4 protein-coding genes are annotated in these 3133 nt (G+C 72.9%); 2 read left to right on the forward strand and 2 right to left on the reverse strand.

Annotation, left to right across the window (positions count from 1 at the left end):
• Positions 1-301 (forward strand): GH25 family lysozyme (locus H0488_RS17650; protein WP_281369694.1); only part of this gene is annotated, 301 nt, incomplete at its 5' end.
• 27 nt (positions 302-328) lie between these two features.
• Positions 329-670, forward strand: coding sequence for a thioredoxin (gene trxA, locus H0488_RS17655; RefSeq protein WP_183100556.1), 342 nt, complete (start codon positions 329-331; stop codon positions 668-670).
• A 19-nt stretch (positions 671-689) separates the two neighbouring features.
• Here trxA and H0488_RS17660 read toward each other — a convergent pair whose 3' ends face one another.
• Positions 690-2111: a phytoene desaturase family protein gene (locus tag H0488_RS17660; RefSeq protein ID WP_183100557.1), complete on the reverse strand. Its 1422-nt coding sequence runs from the start codon at positions 2109-2111 to the stop codon at positions 690-692.
• Positions 2112-2115: 4 nt separating this feature from the next.
• Positions 2116-2535: a hypothetical protein gene (locus H0488_RS17665; protein WP_183100558.1), complete on the reverse strand. Its 420-nt coding sequence runs from the start codon at positions 2533-2535 to the stop codon at positions 2116-2118.
• Positions 2536-3133 lie beyond the last annotated feature (598 nt).

Raw genomic sequence — 3133 nt, forward strand, 5'->3', positions numbered from 1 at the left:
CGACCTCGAGCTGGCGGGGAGCTGCGGGGTGCCGCCCGCGCCGGACGTGCTGCTGGCGGAGGTGCGCGCCTTCCTCGACCGCGTCGAGACGCTGACCGGGCGCGAGCCGGTCGTCTACCTCTACCCGGAGTTCGAGGCACGGTTCGGGTTCGCCGACGACCTGCGCGCCTACCGGCAGTGGGTGCGCAGCCTGGACGGCCCCCCGGACCGCGCGTGGTGGATGTGGCAGCAGACCGACAGCGGATCGGTCGCCGGCATCGCCGGGCCGGTCGACGTCAACGTGGCGAGGCTTCCGGAATAGCGGGCGGCGTGCGACCGTTGACTGGCCATGTCCACGATCGACCTGACTTCTGAGACCTTCGAGCAGACCGTGCTCGACAACGAGATCGTCCTCGTGGACTTCTGGGCGTCCTGGTGCGGTCCGTGCCGGATGTTCGCCCCGATCTACGAGAAGGCCTCCGAGACCCACACCGACCTGGTGTTCGCCTCGATCAACACCGAGGAGGAGCAGGCGCTGTCGCAGGCCGCCCAGGTGACGTCGATCCCGACGCTGATGGCGTTCAAGAAGGGCCAGCTGGTGTTCCGGCAGGCGGGCGCGCTTCCGGCCCCCGCGCTCGAAGAGCTGATCGGCGCGGTGAAGGCACTCGACGTCGAAGCGGCCGCGGACTGAGCTCGGTCCGCAGTCCCCCTCAGCCGAGGCCCGCGAGGGCCTGCTGGGCGGCTAGGTGGCCGGGCATGCCGTGCGCGCCGGCGCCCGGTGGCGTCGCTGCCGAGCAGAGGTAGACGCCCGCGACCCCGGTCGCGTACGGCGACAGCCCGACCCGCGGGCCGAACACCAGTCGGCGCACGTGGGTGGCGCCGGTCGCGATGTCGCCGCCGACGTAGTTGACGTTGTGCTCGGCCATGCCGGCCGCCGACCGGACGAAGGTCGCGACGATCCGGTCGTGGAAGCCGGGCGCGTACTGCTCGATCCGCGCGGTGATCGCGTCGACGACGGGGTCGTCGGGCCCGTCGTAGCCGTGCGGCACGTGGGCGTAGGCGTAGAGCGGGTGGAGGTCGCCGACCGACCGGGTCGGGTCCGCCAGCCACTGCTGGCCGACGAGCACGAACGGCCGCGCGGGCATCCGTCCCGCGTTGGTGTCGGCCTCGGCCGCGGTCATCTCGGCGAGGGTGCCGCCGAGGTGGAGGGTGCCGGCCGCGCGGGCGGGCTCGTAGGTCCACGGCACCCCGCCGACGACGGCGTAGTCGACCTTGGAGGCCGCCGGCCCGTGCCGGTACGCCGTGTAGGCGCGCCGCACCCGGCCGGGCAGCCGGTCGCCGATGATCCGCGCCGCGGCGCCGGGCGCGGTGTCGAGCAGCACCAGGTCGGCCTGGCCGAGCTCGTCGAGGGACTCGACGCGGCGACCGGTCTCCACGAGCACGCCGTACTCCCTCGCCCGGGTGAGGATCGCGTCGGCGATGGCGCGCGAGCCGCCCTCGGCGACCGGCCAGCCGTAAGCGTGGGCTGCGGCGGTCAGGGCGATGCCGGCTGCGGAGGAGAACGGGTGGTCGAGCGGCCGGTAGGCGTGAGCCGCCACGCCGCCGAACAGGGCGCGCGCCTCCTCCCCTTGCCAGCGCCGGGCGAGCAGCGTGGCCGGGGTGGCGGCGTACGCGCCGAAGCGCGCCAGGTGCAACGGGTGCCGCGGCACGTGCAGCACCGGTTGGAGAAGCTCCTCGCTGATCGTCCCGAACCGCTCGACCAACGGTCCGAACAGCCGCTGCCACGATCGGCCGTCGTCACCCAGACCGGCCGCGGTGGCGGCGACCGAGCGGGAGAGTACGGCGCCGCCGCCGCCGTCCAGCGGGTGCGCGAGCTCGTGCTCCGCCCAACGCCAGGTCAGCCCGGCACCGGCGAGGTCGAACGCCCGCGCGAACGGCGAGTCGGTGGCGAAGGGGTGGAACCCGGAGCACTCGTCGTGGACCAAGCCCGGCACGGTGAGCTCGGCCGATCGGACCCCACCTCCGACGGCGTCGGCTGCCTCGATCACCCGCACCTGCACGCCTGCTGCCGCGAGGGTGAGTGCGGCCGCGAGGCCGTTCGGGCCACTGCCGACGACGACTGCGGTGGTCATGCCGTCACGGGCTGGAGCCGTCCTCGACGTACGACGGGTCGTTCTCCCAGTCGTAGTCGGGATAGCGGATCGCGCAGAAGTCCTCGGGCTGGAGCAGGCTGCCGCCGCTCTCGCGGATGTCCTGCGCCTCCTCGGCGACGCACTCGTCCCACCCCGGCGGCTTGTCGTGCGGGCCGGGCCCGTTGGTGCTGATGCCGAGGACGACCCCGCCGACCACCATCAAACCGACCACCGCGGTGATCGTGCGCGTGAACCCCGACCCGGGGACGGGCCCGGTGAAGCGTGGGCTCCCACTGGTCGTGGGGTAGGGGTTCCGGTTGCCCAGCCGGCCGCGACGGCGCGGCTTGTCCGGCTCGAACGTCTCCCACGACGGCGCAGGATCATCCGGCTCCGGTTCGTTCGGCGGTTGGTAGCGGTCGTACACGGCCCGTCTCCTCAGGTCACCCGTGCCGAGTGGGCTCTGCTCGTCGCCGTCATGCCCGCAGTATCCCCCGCCCCGGCCTCCCCTGGCGGCCGGTGGTCGAGGAGGTCGCGCAGCGCCACCGTTGGTCGAGGAGGTCGCGCAGCGACCGTCAACGAGACCCCCGCCGTCGGCCGGGACGATCGGTCAACGCGGTGGCGCGCCGTCGTATGTCACGGTGCGGTCCCCCGGGCCCTGCGCCGGTTGCCGGAGGCCTGAGGTGCTCGCTGTGGTCGCGGCAGCGGAGGAGGTGTTCGGGTGGTCGCGGAAGTACGCCGGCTCGCCGCCGCCGTGCCCACCGGTGGTCGAGGAGGTCGCGCAGCGACCGTCACGAGACCCCCGCTCGCCACCGCCGCTCGCCGCTCGCCGCTGGTTGAGGTGCGAGCGAAGCGAGCCTCGAAACCAAGGCAACCACCCTGTGAAAACCCTCGAACAAATGTTCCATTCCGAATCGAACAGGTGTACGATAGAAGCATCTCGGAAAGGAACACCGTGGTCGCCCAACTCCACCCCCAACCCCACCCGATCCTGGGCGCGGTCGCGGACGCCCGGAGTTCGTTGA

It is taken from the genome of Nocardioides pelophilus (assembly GCF_014180685.1).
Classification (GTDB): domain Bacteria; phylum Actinomycetota; class Actinomycetes; order Propionibacteriales; family Nocardioidaceae; genus Nocardioides; species Nocardioides pelophilus.